This is a genomic window from Neisseria sp., assembly GCF_030523955.1.
Lineage (GTDB): Bacteria > Pseudomonadota > Gammaproteobacteria > Burkholderiales > Neisseriaceae > Neisseria.
Genome location: NZ_JAUNHL010000031.1, coordinates 18,543 through 33,575, shown reverse-complemented (window position 1 = coordinate 33,575; position 15,033 = coordinate 18,543). Strand labels below are relative to the sequence as shown.

Here is a 15,033-nt window from a genome sequence, read left to right as displayed (position 1 = left end):
AACGAGTGGAGCAAAAACAAGTGGACGACTTAATCGAAGCCAACAAACAAAGCATTCAGAGTGCGCAGCCTGCCAGTGGTACGGCCTCTGCCGCAGCCGCACCGGCCGCAGAAACCAACCCATACACCCCCGTCGCCGAACAGGCAAGTTTCGACGACTTTATGAAAATCGACATGCGCGTGGCCAAAGTGCTGAACTGCCAAGCCGTCGAAGGCAGCACCAAGCTGTTGAAATTCGACCTCGACTTCGGCTTCGAACAACGCGTGATTTTCTCCGGCATCGCCGCCAGCTACCCCAACCCCGCCGAACTCAACGGCCGCATGGTCATCGCCGTCGCCAACTTCGCCCCGCGCAAAATGGCCAAATTCGGCGTATCCGAAGGCATGATCCTTTCCGCCGCCACCGCCGACGGCAAACTGAAGCTGTTGGATGTGGATGCGGGAGCGCAGCCGGGGGATAAGGTGGGTTAACGCCTGTTAGCGTAATGATGAAAAAAGGCCGGCTGAAAAAACTTTCAGACGGCCTTTAGTTTCAAATAAACCTTACACATCAAAACCATGTAGGAAAAATGGTGTGCCGTTGTCCCATTTAACTAAATGATCACCTCTACCAAGCAGGTTTTCGGCACCGGTCTCTCCCAAAATCATTTCCGAGGAACCTGGTTTGGATACTTTCAACGCAATTCTGCTTGGAATATTGGCACGAAGTCGCGCGCTAAATGTTTTGGAGTCAGGCTCTTGAGTTGCCATAATCAGGTGGATACCGGTTTTGCGGCCTTCCTGCAAAAGCTGAACCAATGGCTTTTCCGCTTCTTTATCGTTATCCAACAAAGCAGCCAGTTCTTCCACCAGAATAATCAGATATTTTGGCCGAATATTTTCGGGCAGTAAGCGAATTTCTGTTGCGTTGTATTCTTTCAGCATATTTAAACGGTTGTCCATTTCTTCGACAAATGTTTCCAACAAGCCGCGCGTTTCATCACGATTACCGTGAATTTCACCATTCCACAAATTCTGCTTGTCTTTGAAAACGGCGTAATCATTAGCAGAATCAAAAATAGCGATTTCTGCTTTTTCAGACGGTATTAACTCAAACAAACTGTGCAACAAAGTGCGAACCATCACAGATTTTCCTGCTCCTGTTGTACCACCCACCAAAATATGGCGCGCTTTGTGCAAATCATCAAATACAGGCTTACCTATTTCATCAGCTCCCAAACACAAAGGCAGAACAGCATTACCGCTGTACTGTTGCAAGGCAGTCTGCAAAAATACTTTATCCAAATGCTGCCAAGTATTTTCAGGACGTTTGATTTTTAATTTATAAGCGTGTGACAACCCCGTTTTGCGTTCGGCCACCACCGCATTCTCTTCCATGCCCAATGCCGAACAAAACCGCTCATGGATTTTGTCCCAATCGTTGTACTCGGAAAACTGCAAAAGATAAAAATCATAGCGTACCCCACTTTCCTGAAATACCAGCCTCTGTACACCCTTTCCCATACTTTGCAGGACTTTGGTCATGGTTTGGACCAAATCGCTTTCCAACGGCCTTACTGGATCAGAACTGGAACTGAAACTATTCGGAGACTTTATCACTCTACGTTTCTCCGAGTTCTTTGCTGCCATTTTCACCAGCTCACTTAAAAACTCCTGCCGTTGCGCTAATTCAGAATCCGGCTTAAATTCTTTGCAACGCTGCCAAAATTTATCCAATTCCACCGCGCCAGTATGCCAAAGGTTATGGATATAATCGCCCAAGTCATTGGCCGTACAAGGGCTACCTTTGATTTCAAACAGAGTATCGCTCAATACCGCCAGCCACAAATGATGATATTCCTGAAATGCGGTTTTAAATCCGCCTGAAGAAATTTCTGTACCTGCCGTATCAGGAGCCGGTATGATTTTTCGTTGCTCATTTTGCCCATATCTATGAATTAAACAATAGGACACACACAACATTAGCCAATCGTAATGATTAGGTAAAGTAGGCAGCGCACCCTCATATTCCAATTTCTGTTTGATATCTTTGGCTTCTTTACTGGAACGGATACGTTTATCCATTAGTGTGTGGTAGAGTTCTTCGTCCCATTCCTTGCCGTTTTCGATTTGATACATGGTTTTCTCTTTTAAAAATAAGCGTTCTCAGTAATATTAGAGCGTGCGCCAACGCTGTCCAAAATATCGGCTTTCACTAGATAAGTTTTGCTGACATAAGCCTGTAATGATTCTTTAATTGCAGGGGTTACTTCGGCATCCTGAGATAGCAAAATCACCTGCTGATTCAGTTTCGCCCAATGGCGGAATAGATTGTTGCGGCGTTGATTGTCCAAACGTGCTAGCGGTGTATCAATTACAAATGGTGCTTGATAGCGCGTTACTTCTGCCAAAGCTGATACCAGCGACATAATCAGAATCTGCATCTGGCCTGCAGATAATGCGCCGTTAAACTCCGCACCGTTTCGGCCGAACAAGACCATTTTGCCGTTGTCGTTGATATGGATTTTGTGAATGCGCTCGTCAGTATAAAGTTCGTGGTTAATCCGTGTGGCCGCCTCACTTAAAAGCTCGTTTTTCTGTTTCAGCAATTCCTTGCTTAAGGCTTCAATCATATGGCCGACTTTTTCCGCCCGCTTTGATTTCAGCAGTTTTGGATTGTTTCTCTCAATTTCGCTACGTAAGCGTTCGACATCTTGCTGTTTGCGCTCCATCTGCATACGCTGGCGGTTTGCATTGGATTCGCATTGGCCGACCTTATTTGTGCTTTCATTCAAATCTTGCTGTACGGTTTTTAACTGTTCTATTAAATCTTCATGATTGGAATGGCGTAAAATTTCTAAACGCGTATCAAGCTGCTTTTCTTCATGTTCGATAATGTTGATTTCCGCCAAAACATCTTCAATTTTTTCAGACGATATAGTTGTAAGGTTGTCAATTTCGCCTTGGATTTTGGCAATTGCTTGTTGGGAAAGATAATTGTGCTGAATAGGGTCGGCACAATTCGGTGGCAAGGGATAAAATAGCCGTTTCCAACAATCATCAACCGCTTCTTTCATTAACGGGTCTTGCAGAATCACTTCTGCTGAACGCCCCAATACTTCCTTAACTTTATCGCTGCCGACAAAAGTCTGCCAAAAATCCTCTAGGCGTGAAGAAACCTGGTTACGGCCTGCTTCATGGTTTAAACGGTTTAAATCGGCAGTCAGAGTATTGGAAATTTTTTCTAAACGTTCAGATGGCAATAAAGCCAAAGGTAAAGCTAATACTGCATGCTGAACTGTATTGCGCAAATTTTCGCGCCTTTTAATGAGATTTTCTTTTCTTGCCAGTAAATCTTTTGATGTTTCAATATCCGAACCGCCGCCAAGTTGGGCAGTCAACTCTTCAAATTGTTCTTCTAAATTCCGCTTTTCAGCTAATGCATCTTCTAATTGTTCTTTCAAAATGCCATATAAAGTTTCCAACTGTGAAAGCTCTTTTTCGGCTTTCTGCAAATCTTGTACTGCACGCTGCGAAGCATTTGCGCTGATTAAACTTGTGCGATAGCGTTTCAAATCATCTTTCAAACGGCCTAATAAATGCACACCTAGTAAACCTTGTAAAGCCAGCCCCAACCATTCGCCGGCACCACTGACCGAACCTTTGGCCATTTGGCTGATTTTCTCGCCGTCAAAAAAGAAATAAGGTGCGTAATCAAAAGGTAAGGCGTAATCATTGAGGTAATGTTTAATTTCTTCTTCGGCTATCGGCTGTTCGCGGCAGTCTGAAATCAGGCTGGCGCGTACTTCATTATTGCTACCGTCCCATTCTCGGTTGCGGTTGAAAAACCATTTGCGGCCAATTCTCAAGCCAACCAACTGGCCACGCTTGCGCTGCATTATTTCGATTTCCAGTTCCATTTGATACAAACCAAAGCGGTCGTTTGCTTCATGAAAAAGAGCTTGGCTCAAAAAGCGCGGGTATAAAACCTCATCACTGCTCAAACCGGCACGTTTGAAATAGCTAACCGCGTCTTTGTCGTAGAGTGACAAATAAATTGCCTCTAACAAGGTTGTTTTGCCGTGACCGTTTTGTGCACCGATAAGTACAATGTTTTTATTATCCGATGGCTCGGGAAACGTAAATTCTGCATCGGCATAGGATTTAAAATTTTTTAGTTTGATTTTGCTGATCCACATGCCTTATTTTCTCCAGTAGTGTTCGTTATCAAAAATTTCATCAAAAGTTGCATTCATTTGGCGACGGCGTATGCTTTCGAGCTCTTCGCGCTCCCAAGCTACCAAATCGGCCAAGGCATCGATTTCTATGCCGTGTTCGGTGGCTACCTTTTTTAAAATTTCATGCGATTCTTTATCGCTCCACAGCAGCAAATCACTAATTTGTTCTTGTGTTTCGGGAGTCATTGGTTTTCCTTTATCAAAATGTTTCCAGACAGTTTTTTCTTACTGTGTAACTGAATCAAATCTTCTGCCCAAATCTGTTTAATCAAATCGATTTCTTCCTGGGAAATCAGTTCGCTGCCGTAGATTGTCTGAATGTCGAGCAGCCGCCGCAAAATCATCTGCCGTGCTTCCACCGTAAACGGGCCGGGAATATGTTTGCCTCCTTTAATGGTTACCGTACCGTTGCGCCGTTCAACTTGGCGGTATTCAGGCTTGTTGCGGATTTCTACCAACCAATCGCGAAATTCAAGCAGCGGTTGATATTCGGTTTTGCCTACATCCACAAAACCTTGCAGGCTTTTATCTTTATTGACTACAGTACACGTCCAGCAGCCAAAACGGCTGGAGTTGGTGCCGCAGCCCGGCGCTTCCTCCTGTGATAATACAATTGGGCATTCACCCCCCGCCGCTTCGCGGTAAAGTTTGATTAGTTCGCTGTGCGTACCGCCCCATGGCGGGTTGTGGGATGCAAGAAATTCCCAAACATCGTCGGTAGACAAATCAACAATAGGTCGGTAAACAAAGGCATTTTGTAAGCTGCCATGTGGTGTGAGGTTGGTGTTGCCGATATTTTTATGGCTGTTGATACTGGCTTTTCGGGTAGAGGATTCATCTTTGCGGACACCTAAAACAATAATGGCCGCACCATTAGCATCAACAGTTTCTTTAATGAATGTGCTGGTCGGTTCGATTTTGAGGCGGTCAGTACACCAGCGCATATTACGATTGGGTGATGGGTAACCTTTGCCAATTAACAGTGTCCAAAAGGTTTCAGAAATTTTCGGCGTAGTTACACGCCCGTGAACAGGTAGTTTATATATTTGCGCGGCATTTAGAATTTTTTCTAAAGTGTCGCGCATATGCTTCACCACAAGAGGGCTTTCAACCAACGTATCATTGGAAACAAAATAAACCTGCCTTTGCCGCAAACTGGGAGGCAGTTCCAGTAGCGCCTCAAATACAAGATGGGCGACTAAAGTACTGTCTTTGCCGCCAGAAAAAGTAACGATCCACGGATAACTCTGCACTTTACTGAGATACTCGTCGATTATTCCGTTATGGATAACGTCAAATGGTGTTTCAAGGAGAATAGGGATGGCTGTCATTAATTCGGCTGATAGTTAAAATATTGATTTGAACCTAAAACAGGTGCAAATAGTATTGTACCTAAAATCGGTGCAATGACAAACCTGCGCCTTTCCGTTCATTCCGACGAACATATGTATCTGCGGCAAATCCTAATTCAGCGTCGACTGGAACTGGGTTTGTCGCAACGTGCTTTGGCCGATAGATTGAATGTGATTCATTCGTTTGTGGGTAAGGTAGAAACGGGAGATAGACGATTGGATATATTTGAGTTTGTAGAATATTGCAAAGGTTTGGAATGGGATGCATCAAATGTGCTGAGAACTATCATTGAAAGAAGAAATGTCAGGATAACTTAGCAGTAAACTGGCAAGCACCGGTAAATGCCTGTCTGAAAAGCTTTTCAGACAGGCATTGGTTTTGGCAAATGGTTTATGCCAATTCTTTACCGGCGGTTTGTAAGATTTCCAATAGGCCGTTGCCGATAAAACGGGCGTAGTTGATGTCGTTCATCAGTGAGGAGACTTGCCAGCTGGTGAGCAGGCCTTGGCGCAGTTGGGTGAAGGCTTGTTCGCGCATGCCTTCGATTTCGTCGATGCTTTGCTGCATCAGCTGGATTTGTTCGCTTTGTTCGCCCCATTGGCTCTCGTCGGCGGCCAGCGGCAGGGTGTGGTGGTAGAGGCAGAGGATGTTCATCAGTTTCGCGCGCAATGCCATGTAATCCGGAAATACGGGTGATTCGGGATCGGAGAGTACAAGGTGCATGTTTTTTTGCAGGTGTTTGCTTTCTTTGATGATTTCTACGGTTTTGAAGGCGGCCAGATGGGCGGTGCTCATCGGCTCTTGGTAATCGTTTTCATGGCTGTCTAATTTGACTTTGCTGGCGAATTCCAGAATGCTGCTGTAGAGCGGTTTGATTTCGGCATCGTAAAACGATTGTACGTTCAATTCCAGCTTTTGCTCGGGCGGCGGCATTTCGCGTGTGGCGCAAACGGTATCGAGCTGATCGGCCGGTATGTAGAGTGCGTGGCAAATCACTTCCACGCCCAAATCGTTGAGATGGCGGATTTCTTTGAAGAGTGCGCGCAGGGCGGTGTCGCCGGAGCGCAGCATGTTTTCATGCAAATACAGTGGTTTGAACTTGGTGGTGCGCTCGGGCTGCAATTCCTGTTTGGCTTTGTCGGGCAGCCATTTGCGCAGATAGGCGGCAAAGGGTTGCTGGATTTTCCAGAAAGCGGCCAGCCCCAGCAGGTTGAACAGGGTGTGGAACAGCGCCAGTTGCAGCAGGCTGTTGAGGCCGGTGAAATCGGCGGTGTAGGTAACGAAGCGGGTAAGCGGCAGCCACAGGATCAGCGAGAGTATGGCGGTTACGCAGTTGAAAATCAGGTGCGCCAAAGCCAGCCGCTGGCCGTTGCGCTCGCTGCTGAACATGCCGACAAAGGCGGTGGAGGCGCTGCTGCCGACGTTGGAGCCGATGGCGATGGCGAAGCCTTGTGCGATGCTGATTTGGCCGCCCGCCAGAGCCGCCAGCGTTAGAATCAGGGTGGCGTGGGAGGATTGCAAAACCAAGGTGAGCAGCAGGCCGATGCCGGTGAAAATGGCGATTTCGGCCGGGCCGCTGACTTGGATGTTGGCGAAATCGACTTGTCCGCCGATGTCGTGAAAGCCGGATTTGATGGCATCGATGCCGAGGAAAATCAGCGAGATGCCGACCAATACGCGGCCGATGGCCTTGGCTTTCTTGTTGAAAAAACTGGCCAGTATACCGAATACCAGTATCGGTACCGCAATCGGGCTAAGGCTGATGCTCTGGCCGGCCAGTGCCAGCAGCCAGATGCCGCTGGTGGCGCCGAGGTTGGTGCCGAGCAAAACGGCGATACCGCCGGCCAGCGTAATCAGGCCGGTACTCAAAAAGGCGATGGTCAGCAGGGAAACCAATGTGCTTGATTGCAGGATAAAGGTGGCGAAGATGCCGAACAACAGGCCTTTTTGTGGCGAGGCGGTGGTTTTTTCCATCAGCCGCTCGAGCGTGCCGCCGGCGGCATTGTGCAAGCCTTCTTCGATACACTGCATGCCGAACAGAAACAGGGCGAGGCCGTAACAAAGTTGCAGCCAAGACGGGCTGAACCAGAACGAATAGGCCAGCGCAATACACAAGAGTATGCCCAATATCATTTTGGGGGAGATTTTGCGGATAATCGGCATGATGGCAAAGGGCGGATGATAAAGAGGGTATTTTTAACAGAAATGAGGGAGCGATGCCATAAAACTTGCAGCCTGCACGGGTAATTATCCATATGGTATGGATTGTGAGTAAAACCGCTTGCTTACTGCCGTGTATGATGCCTGTCTGAATAACTTTCAGACAGGCATTTGATCGTGAAACGATTGGTTTTGTAACAATTTGATATTTTGCAAAAAGCCTTTTTATTTCTGCAAATGTGGCTTAATGGACATTTGGGTCGGTATTCCGTCATGCTCGGGCTTGATCCGAGTATCCCGTATATTTAACTTGGTTGACTGCCGCCTTGTATTCAAGGCATTCAATCCGCTATGGCTTCTGCTGCGCATACCGCCGATGCCCACGCCCATTGGAAGTTGTAGCCGCCGAGCCAGCCGGTGATGTCCATCACTTCGCCGATGAAATAGAGGCCCGGTTGCAGCTTGCTTTGCATGGTTTTCGGGTCGATTTCTTTGACATTTACGCCGCCGCGGGTGGCTTCGGCTTTTTTGTGGCCGTCCGAACCGCTGGGCAGCAGTGTCCAGTTGTTGAGGCTGCGGCCCAGTTGTTGCAACACGGCATTGGGGATGTCCGCCCATTTTTGTGCGGCAAACGGGGAGAACTCGGGTCGGGCGAGCCAAAAGTCGAGCAGGCGCTCGGGTAGCGCGGGGCAGAGCTGTTTCAGCGCGGTATTGAGCTGGATTTTCTGGTCGCTTTTTCCGGAACACAGCGCATCGGCCAGATCGATATCGGGCACGAGGTCGATGGAGAGGCATTGGCCGGGCTGCCAATAGCTGGAAATCTGCAAAATGGCCGGGCCGCTCAAGCCTTTGTGGCGGAACAATAAATCTTCGTCAAACGCCATTGCCTGTTTGCCGCTGCCGGTGCGGATACGCACCGGCAGCGCGATGCCGGCCAGATGGTCGAAGCCCTGCTGCGCCCAGTGTTCGAAACGCAACGGCACCAGCGCGGCTTCGGGCGGAATAATGCTGTGGCCGAATTGTTTGGCCAATTCGTAGCCGAACGCTGTGGCACCGATTGCCGGTACCGCCAGAGCGCCGGTGGCGATTGTCAGATGGCGGCAGTGAAAAACGCCCTGATCCGTGCGGACTTCAAAGCGTGTGCCTTGCGCCGAATCCGCCGGCAGCTTGCCGACAGCGGTAACGGTGCAGCCGGTATGCCAGCTCACATTGCCTCGGGCGCACTCGTTTTGCAGCATGTCGATGATTTGCTGTGCGCTGCCGTCGCAAAACATTTGGCCTTTGTGTTTTTCATGGTAGGCAATGCCGTATGCTTCCACCAGACGGATAAAATCTTGCGCACGGTAACGCGACAGGGCGTGGCGCACAAAGCGCGGCTGTTGCGATACGTAATAGGGCGAGCCGTCGTGCCCGTCGATGCGGCGGTTGGTGAAGTTGCAGCGGCCACCGCCTGAAATGCGGATTTTCTCACCGATTTTTACGGCGTGGTCGATTAGGGCGACGCTGTGCCCCTTCTGGCCGATACGGGCGGCGCACATCATACCGGCCGCGCCGGCACCGATAATCAGGGTGTGGAAAACAGTTTGGGTCATGGGTTTCAAGAAGCGGTTGGAATCAGCAGACTGATATTAGCTTATTTCGCCGACTGCCGCTTAAGTGTTTCAGACAGGCATTGGCAGCGGATAAAGCGGCAAAGGATTCACAGCCGGGCTGGGGAAAATAATGAAGAGGGCTGACGTAGATTAGCAATTAGGTTACGTTCAGAAAATGAAGATAACCCGTTGCAACACCGTAAATCTACATAGCGGAAATTGCTCCAATTTTTTGTATTGGAAGTTACAGCACGTGCCGCAGCCAATATACTCGGTATTCAGGCCAACTCAGCCATGCTGTTTTGCCGATTTCATCAACTACTAAAGAAACTTGCTGATCTTGGCTTTGTTGAATAGCATTAACATTAATTAAGCGGTGATAGAATGCTCATATTATTTTTCCTTAAGAGTTAAAGCAGAACAAACAGCTAAATGAATAAAAAACGCCCCTCCAAGCCAAAGCTTGGTATATATGAAGAAAGACAGATAAAGATTGATATAAAAAAATTTATTCTGGAGCGAGAAAAAGTTAAATGAATATTGTCGATTGGGTCTTGTTAATGCTCCTGGGGTATGTTGTAAATTTAAATATAGTAAAGCCAGAAGAAAAATAAAAGCAATGAAACCACAAAAACAAACTTGAATATATATTTTTTTTCTACTTATGTTGCGATTTCCTTTTTGTATACTCTTAAAAAATACCCCTTTTTCATTAAAAGAAAATCGGAATAATTTATTTAACACGTAGAGGCCCATGAAAAAAACAAATAGAATAAATAACTTAAATCTTGGTTGTAAATAATAATTAATCACATTTTCTGAAAAATTTTGATATTCCCAAATAGAAGTTAAGTCAACCAAAGTAGTTGATAATCCAGTGAAGATGTGCGAAAGAAAAAAACAAACAGATATTCGGTTGCAATCAAAAAATAAATTAACGTTTGTTTAAAAAAACAATCTCTACTTTGTACATCTCCATTATCATATAGAAAGCAATGGTTAAGATTAATGGACATAATATTATTGTTTTTATTAACAAAATAAAACCATGGTCAAAAGATACAGGGCTGTAAAATCTTGTACAAACATAAATAGATACTACTAATAGTATAAGAAATGCTATCTGATAAAAGCCCGTCACCCATAAAAATAAATTAGTTATAACAATGAGATATATATGGTACCTTTTTATTAGTTTAAGTAGTGCATATTCATCTTAGTGTTGAAATATTTTAAAGTCTTTCATGCTTAATCATCCCCTTCCTTATGTTTTACATAACCCAATTCGTTTAAAATCGCTTGGGTCATGGCATTAATCAATATCAACAAAAACATCCAGTAAAACAGCAATAAGGTGGGAAACTTGATATAAGGCGTACTTTTCGCGCCTAAATTCGAGCACCAAAATGACATCGCCCGTGTCGGACAATCGATGCTGTGCATCGGCACTACAAAAATAAACCATATCCAACCAAAGATAAATAAAGCAGATACTCCTATCTGAAGCAGCAAGCTGAATCTGTGAACGGCAAAGCCCTCTGTTTTCGTCATTTCAAAAAAAGGGGCGTAAATAAACTTTCTGCCGAAGATTAAGGCAAGCGCTGTTACGATGAGGATTTGCAGCCTATACAAACTAAGAAGAGATATCACAGCTACATCAGTTCGAATAATTTCTTCATAGGGTACCGTTTTATGGTTCTCAATATATTGAACAACAGAATCAACAAAGGCCTTCTCTGATACAGTCAGATTATTATTGGTACTTATGGGACCAGTTAGCAGGTATGTCCTTAAAATATCCGGCTCTGATGATACATAACCGATATAGATACCACGCAAAATGTGTTCAAAGATTAAATAGGAATTGATCAGAATCGGATCCCAGTATTTCTCTAAAAACAGAGCAATAGAAAAACTGACAACCATTACAAAAACACTACCCAGCACCCAAAATACAATATACTGCCCGCCATAAATCGGCTTGCCTTTATTCAACGGCTTGTTATGTTTTTTCCGCCATTTGATTTCAAAATAATAAATCAACAATACAACCAAGATAAAAAATACCGATGCCATCATTACCCCTTAGGCTTCTTAATAAATCTTGTTCTTAAAATATATAATAATATTAGTTAATTAAATGAATGTCTTACTTTAATATCAAATTGATAAGCCTCTTACAAAACGAAGATTTTGACTATAGCGGATTCACGCTTTTTCGATGTAAGGCAGCAAGCCGCAGAAAAAGTTAAGTAATCCGCTATACGTTACCTATAGTGGATTAACTTACATAACTGTTCCGTCATACTCGGGATAAGCCCGAATATGACGGAACAGTTAATTAAGTAGATTGATTATAAAAGCCGTTCTTGCCAAACAAAATGCCTGTCTGAAAACTTTTCGCTTCGCCAAAACGCGCAAGCTTGTTTTCAGACAGGCATTTTGTTTGGCAACTTATTTAAGCCATAAACACCGCGCCGGCCAGCCCTGCCAGTATCAAAGCAAAAGAAGGGGCGGCGGTAAGCATAAAACCGAACGCCCGTTTGTTGGGGTCGGCGGTGTAGGCGCGCCAGTAAACCGTGCGGCCGATCAGGTAAACTGCGCCCAACAGCGCAATGACGCCTTCCGACCAATATTCGGCGGCGATAAACAATGCGGGCAGGAAGATAAGCAATTGTTCCAATGTGTTGGTTTGCACGCGCAAAATGCGCTCGAAACGCTCGTCGCCGGTGGTTTTGGGGGCGGCTACGTTGTATTGGGAGCGGGCGCGGGCAACCAGGTAACCAAAGAAAATAAATTGCATCAGCGCCAGCAATGCCACAATATGAACCCAGTTCATGATCACTCCTTAAAATATAGCGAATAATTCACTGAATAACCGCTTTTTCACACGCGGGTTTGACCCGAGTATTTCATGTTGCTTAAGCTCAAGATACTCCGGCCAATCTTAAGTTGATTGACGATAAAATACCTTGGCAAAACTTAGGGAGTGTAGTCAGAAAGCGTTGCGACGGTATTTTTGGTTAAAATCCGCATCTGCTGCGTTAGGTAGCGTAGCGGACTTGCGAAGCTAAAATGCTCGCAAGAAGTTCAATCTTGCTGCGCTTTTTGCCTTGCATCTGCGGATTTTTCCTCAAAAAACCGCTTCACAAGCATTCTGACTACACTCCCTAATCTTTAAACGCCTGATGGCAGGTTTTGCAGTTTTGCGCCATTTGCGAATAAGCCGTTTTCACGGCATCGTAGCGCCCGCTTTTGGCTGCCCGATCCAGATCGGCAACCGATTGGTTGAATTGCCGGATGGCGGCTTGAAACGCTTGCGGTTTGTTCCATACGGCATCCGCCGCTTCCGAATCGCTGCCGCGGCTGTCGGCACCGAAATGCTGCCAAGGTTCGTTGGCGGTGCTGCTCAATTGGGCGGCCAGGGCGGCAAAATCATCGGCGGGAAACGATTGGGCATGGCTCGATTTGATGATATTGCCCATTTGTTTGTTCAACCCGCGCCATTCTTTCATATATTGCTGACGGGCTTTCACATCGCCCGCATCGGCATGTACCCAGCCTGCGGCAAGCGCCAAGGAGGCCAGTGCCCAGAAACGTTTTTTCATGGTGGTTCCTTGCTGATTGTTTGATTGCATTTCTTATTTTTCAGACAGGCATTGTTGCAAAGCATGCCTGTCTGAAAACCATTAAATCAAAGCTTGCGCTCCAATAGGTTCAACATATTCTGCCAGCTGGTCTTGGCGGCTTCTTCGTCGTAATGCAGTGCGTCAAAGTTGTTTTTGACGCCGTTGGCGGTGGCTTGCGGATTGGTGAAGCCGTGGCGCACGTTGGGGAAGTTATCGATATGGTATTCGACCTTGGCTTTATCCATCTCGGCGATAAAGGCTTCCAGCATTTCCGGCGGTACCAGCGGGTCGTCTGTACCGTTTTCAATCAGCAATTCGCCTTTAACCATACCCTCGATCGCAGGGGCGGCGGGGGTGAGCAGGCCGTGGAAACTGGTAACCGCTTTCAAAGGTTCGCCGCGGCGGGCCATATCCAGCACCACTTTGCCGCCGAAGCAGAAACCGATGGCGCCCAGATTCAACGCGTTCACTTCGGGCTGCGCCTGCAAGGTTTCGAGCGCCAAACGGGTGCGTTCTTCCAATTTTTCCGGCGCGTCCAACAGGGCGTTCATGTTAGCGGAGGCAACAGAAGCATCATCGGTTAACTGCGCATCGCCGTATAAATCCATGGCCAGCGCGGCATAACCGGCTTCGGCCAGCCTCTCGGCGCTTTTTTTCGCGTGCTCGCTCAAGCCCCACCATTCGGGCGCTACCAGCACGCCGGATAATTCGTGCGGCGTATCGGCAGGGCAGGCAAAGTGGCTTTTGAGGGTAACGCCGTCGGAAGTGGTGTAAGAAATGGTACGGGTGATAATGCGCATAGCGGTCTCCTGAATCGGGTTTAAGAGGGCTGCAACAGGCAGAAGCGGGCAAAATGCCCTTGGGGAATACTGATTGTATGTGCTATCCGGCAAAATTGCTATAATTGCGGCGCAACAGAAACACGATTTTGCCCTTCCCGTCGAGCGCCAACCATAAAGGATTTCCGCCATGTACCAGCCTGTCCAAACCCTGCCCGAAGGAGCGCTCGATATCGTCGGCGATGTACACGGCGAGTGGCAGGCGCTGCTTCATTTGCTGAAGCATTTGGGTTACGACGAAGCGGGCAATCATCCGCAAAACAGAAAGCTCGTGTTTGTCGGCGATTTGTGCGACCGCGGCCCCAATAGCCCTGCCGTGCTCGCTTGGTTCAAGCGCGCACACGATGCCGGCAATGCATGGATGGTGCTGGGGAATCATGAATTAAACGCCATTATCGGCGATGCGAAAGACGGCTCCGGCTGGTTTTTCCCCGAGCGCACCGCCAAAGACAGCCGTTTTTATGCGCCTTGGCAGATGTTGCCCGAGGGCGAACACCGTCCCCTAATCGCTTGGCTGTCGCAAATGCCGATAATTTTGCAGCGCAGCGATTTGCGCATCGTGCACGCCGCTTGGATAAACGAATCGGTTACCGCTTTGCAGCAGGGCATACGTGCCGACGGCGTGGCCGAGAGCTACCGCCGTTGGGACGAAGCCTTGCATCGCGAAGCCGGCCGTTGCGATTGGTATGCCGACTACCTGCACGAACAGCAAGTTTATGCCCAGGCACTGGAAAATCCCCACGAAGCGCCGCCGCCCATGCCAGCCACTGCCCGCTTCGAGTTACGCCGCAGCCTGCAACATCCGATCCGCACGCTCACCAGCGGCGCAGAAAGAGAATTGGAAACCCCTTTTTTCGCCGGCAACCGCTGGCGTTTCAGCGGCCGTGATGCATGGTGGAACCGCTACACCGACGATGTAGCGGTGGTGGTCGGCCACTATTGGAGAAGTTGGGACGGGCAAGAAGTGGTTTCTTCGCGCGAAGATTTGTTCCCGGAAGCCGGCAACCGCTGGCTGGGAGCCAAGCACAACGTATTCTGCATAGATTTTTCGGTCGGCGCCCGCTGGCGCGACCGTAGCGCCGAACCGCCGGTTGCGCCGCAACATTCCCGCCTCCGCCTCGCCGCCTTGCGCTGGCCGGAAAAAACACTGGTGTTTGATAACGGGGAGGTAGCGGCAACAGCAGGATATGGTGGGAAAGACGGTTGCGCTGAATAGAAAAACGTTTTTTACCCCAATGGTATCT

The 15,033-nt window shown here is 47.6% G+C and carries 13 protein-coding genes and 1 pseudogene; 4 read left to right on the top strand and 10 right to left on the bottom strand.

All coding sequences use genetic code 11. The features are described from left to right. Positions 1 to 470: methionine--tRNA ligase subunit beta (gene metG, locus Q4C79_RS07990; RefSeq protein ID WP_303090491.1), on the top strand; the 470-nt coding region annotated here is incomplete at its 5' end. 72 nt (positions 471 to 542) lie between these two features. Here metG and Q4C79_RS07985 read toward each other — a convergent pair. Genes Q4C79_RS07985 through dndC form a run of 4 tightly spaced genes read right to left on the bottom strand, consistent with a single transcriptional unit; the run spans position 543 to position 5,547 of the window. Further along, on the bottom strand, positions 543 to 2,117 hold the full coding sequence (locus Q4C79_RS07985; RefSeq protein WP_303090490.1) for an FtsK/SpoIIIE domain-containing protein: 1,575 nt from the start codon (positions 2,115 to 2,117) through the stop codon (positions 543 to 545). Positions 2,118 to 2,128: 11 nt separating this feature from the next. Beyond that, a complete protein-coding gene (locus tag Q4C79_RS07980) occupies positions 2,129 to 4,177 on the bottom strand; it encodes an AAA family ATPase (protein ID WP_303090489.1) in 2,049 nt (682 codons plus the stop codon). 3 nt (positions 4,178 to 4,180) lie between these two features. Then, entirely contained in the window at positions 4,181 to 4,402 is a 222-nt protein-coding gene (locus Q4C79_RS07975) for a DNA modification system-associated small protein (RefSeq protein WP_303090488.1), read from the bottom strand. Beyond that, entirely contained in the window at positions 4,399 to 5,547 is a 1,149-nt protein-coding gene (gene dndC / locus Q4C79_RS07970) for a DNA phosphorothioation system sulfurtransferase DndC (RefSeq protein WP_303090487.1), read from the bottom strand. Before dndC ends, Q4C79_RS07975 begins: the two co-directional genes overlap by 4 nt. 75 nt (positions 5,548 to 5,622) lie before the next feature. On the opposite strand from dndC, the gene Q4C79_RS07965 reads away from it, so the two are divergent. Then, complete coding sequence (locus Q4C79_RS07965) at positions 5,623 to 5,886, top strand: helix-turn-helix domain-containing protein (protein WP_303090486.1); 264 nt, start codon at positions 5,623 to 5,625, stop codon at positions 5,884 to 5,886. A gap of 73 nt (positions 5,887 to 5,959) precedes the next feature. Here Q4C79_RS07965 and Q4C79_RS07960 read toward each other — a convergent pair whose 3' ends face one another. Then, positions 5,960 to 7,732 (bottom strand): Na/Pi cotransporter family protein, encoded by a 1,773-nt coding sequence (locus tag Q4C79_RS07960; protein ID WP_303090485.1) that lies wholly within the window; start codon positions 7,730 to 7,732, stop codon positions 5,960 to 5,962. Between the two features lie 338 nt (positions 7,733 to 8,070). Beyond that, on the bottom strand, positions 8,071 to 9,321 hold the full coding sequence (locus tag Q4C79_RS07955; RefSeq protein ID WP_303090484.1) for an NAD(P)/FAD-dependent oxidoreductase: 1,251 nt from the start codon (positions 9,319 to 9,321) through the stop codon (positions 8,071 to 8,073). A 175-nt stretch (positions 9,322 to 9,496) separates the two neighbouring features. On the opposite strand from Q4C79_RS07955, the pseudogene Q4C79_RS07950 reads away from it, so the two are divergent. Next, positions 9,497 to 9,630, top strand: a pseudogene (locus tag Q4C79_RS07950) (IS1595 family transposase); the annotation flags it as partial. Between the two features lie 939 nt (positions 9,631 to 10,569). On the opposite strand, the gene Q4C79_RS07945 reads toward Q4C79_RS07950, so the two are convergent. The 4 genes from Q4C79_RS07945 to Q4C79_RS07930 form a co-directional block, all read right to left on the bottom strand. Beyond that, positions 10,570 to 11,400 carry a hypothetical protein gene (locus tag Q4C79_RS07945; protein ID WP_303090483.1) on the bottom strand — a complete coding sequence of 277 codons (831 nt, stop codon included), beginning with the start codon at positions 11,398 to 11,400 and terminating at the stop codon, positions 10,570 to 10,572. A gap of 379 nt (positions 11,401 to 11,779) precedes the next feature. Then, complete coding sequence (locus Q4C79_RS07940; RefSeq protein WP_303090482.1) at positions 11,780 to 12,160, bottom strand: MAPEG family protein; 381 nt, start codon at positions 12,158 to 12,160, stop codon at positions 11,780 to 11,782. Positions 12,161 to 12,491: 331 nt separating this feature from the next. Continuing rightward, positions 12,492 to 12,929, bottom strand: coding sequence for a cytochrome c (locus Q4C79_RS07935; RefSeq protein WP_303090481.1), 438 nt, complete (start codon positions 12,927 to 12,929; stop codon positions 12,492 to 12,494). A gap of 86 nt (positions 12,930 to 13,015) precedes the next feature. Beyond that, positions 13,016 to 13,750: a dienelactone hydrolase family protein gene (locus Q4C79_RS07930; RefSeq protein ID WP_303090480.1), complete on the bottom strand. Its 735-nt coding sequence runs from the start codon at positions 13,748 to 13,750 to the stop codon at positions 13,016 to 13,018. A gap of 169 nt (positions 13,751 to 13,919) precedes the next feature. On the opposite strand from Q4C79_RS07930, the gene Q4C79_RS07925 reads away from it, so the two are divergent. Beyond that, positions 13,920 to 15,005 carry a metallophosphoesterase gene (locus Q4C79_RS07925; protein WP_303090479.1) on the top strand — a complete coding sequence of 362 codons (1,086 nt, stop codon included), beginning with the start codon at positions 13,920 to 13,922 and terminating at the stop codon, positions 15,003 to 15,005. The last annotated feature ends 28 nt before the right edge of the window (positions 15,006 to 15,033 follow it).

Coding starts and splice junctions, on each gene's coding strand:
- Q4C79_RS07985 (WP_303090490.1), bottom strand. CDS start 2,117: ATGTATCAAATCGAAAACGGCAAGGAATGGGACGAAGAACTCTACCAC.
- Q4C79_RS07980 (WP_303090489.1), bottom strand. CDS start 4,177: ATGTGGATCAGCAAAATCAAACTAAAAAATTTTAAATCCTATGCCGAT.
- Q4C79_RS07975 (WP_303090488.1), bottom strand. CDS start 4,402: ATGACTCCCGAAACACAAGAACAAATTAGTGATTTGCTGCTGTGGAGC.
- dndC (WP_303090487.1), bottom strand. CDS start 5,547: ATGACAGCCATCCCTATTCTCCTTGAAACACCATTTGACGTTATCCAT.
- Q4C79_RS07965 (WP_303090486.1), top strand. CDS start 5,623: ATGACAAACCTGCGCCTTTCCGTTCATTCCGACGAACATATGTATCTG.
- Q4C79_RS07960 (WP_303090485.1), bottom strand. CDS start 7,732: ATGCCGATTATCCGCAAAATCTCCCCCAAAATGATATTGGGCATACTC.
- Q4C79_RS07955 (WP_303090484.1), bottom strand. CDS start 9,321: ATGACCCAAACTGTTTTCCACACCCTGATTATCGGTGCCGGCGCGGCC.
- Q4C79_RS07945 (WP_303090483.1), bottom strand. CDS start 11,400: ATGATGGCATCGGTATTTTTTATCTTGGTTGTATTGTTGATTTATTAT.
- Q4C79_RS07940 (WP_303090482.1), bottom strand. CDS start 12,160: ATGAACTGGGTTCATATTGTGGCATTGCTGGCGCTGATGCAATTTATT.
- Q4C79_RS07935 (WP_303090481.1), bottom strand. CDS start 12,929: ATGAAAAAACGTTTCTGGGCACTGGCCTCCTTGGCGCTTGCCGCAGGC.
- Q4C79_RS07930 (WP_303090480.1), bottom strand. CDS start 13,750: ATGCGCATTATCACCCGTACCATTTCTTACACCACTTCCGACGGCGTT.
- Q4C79_RS07925 (WP_303090479.1), top strand. CDS start 13,920: ATGTACCAGCCTGTCCAAACCCTGCCCGAAGGAGCGCTCGATATCGTC.